The 436-nt window shown below is 43.3% G+C and carries 1 protein-coding gene; it reads right to left on the bottom strand.

Features of this window, described 5'->3' with window-relative positions; all coding sequences use genetic code 11:
* Positions 1–14: 14 nt before the first annotated feature.
* Positions 15–182, bottom strand: coding sequence for a hypothetical protein (locus M3080_RS09200; RefSeq protein ID WP_249092822.1), 168 nt, complete (start codon positions 180–182; stop codon positions 15–17).
* Between the last annotated feature and the right edge of the window lie 254 nt (positions 183–436).

Below are 436 nucleotides of genomic sequence, written 5' to 3'. Positions count from 1 at the left end.
TTAAACTCCGTTAGTTAATCTCTGTCTTTCCGTCTGCGAGGACGCCTTCTGCGGTCATCATCATCGTCGTCATCATTATCATCGTCGTCCCAGTCATCGTCATCCCTCGCATACAACGGTGCAGAAATACCAGCCGCGGATAGAAACAATAATGCCATTAAAAGATTACGTCTTGAGGTCATAGTAGCTAATCTCCTGTCAAGCGTTGATCTTATTTTGAGTATCTCAAAATTTTTTCTGTTGTCAGAATCGAATTAACGATCTGTAACCTCTATGACAAAGTACACGGATTGAGCGGTTTCCTATTCATATTTGAGGCGATCCAATTTGATTTGATAAATTAAGGGGCGTTGATCACTTCGGCAATGGCCGACATTATCATCCCTCCCCCTTTGTTTTTACCACGAGTTCCGTAAAGCCCCGCCATTAATGGCGG

It is taken from the genome of Parasutterella secunda, from assembly GCF_023336895.1.
Classification (GTDB): domain Bacteria; phylum Pseudomonadota; class Gammaproteobacteria; order Burkholderiales; family Burkholderiaceae_F; genus Aphodousia; species Aphodousia faecalis.
This window is presented reverse-complemented; position numbering and strand designations above follow the sequence as displayed.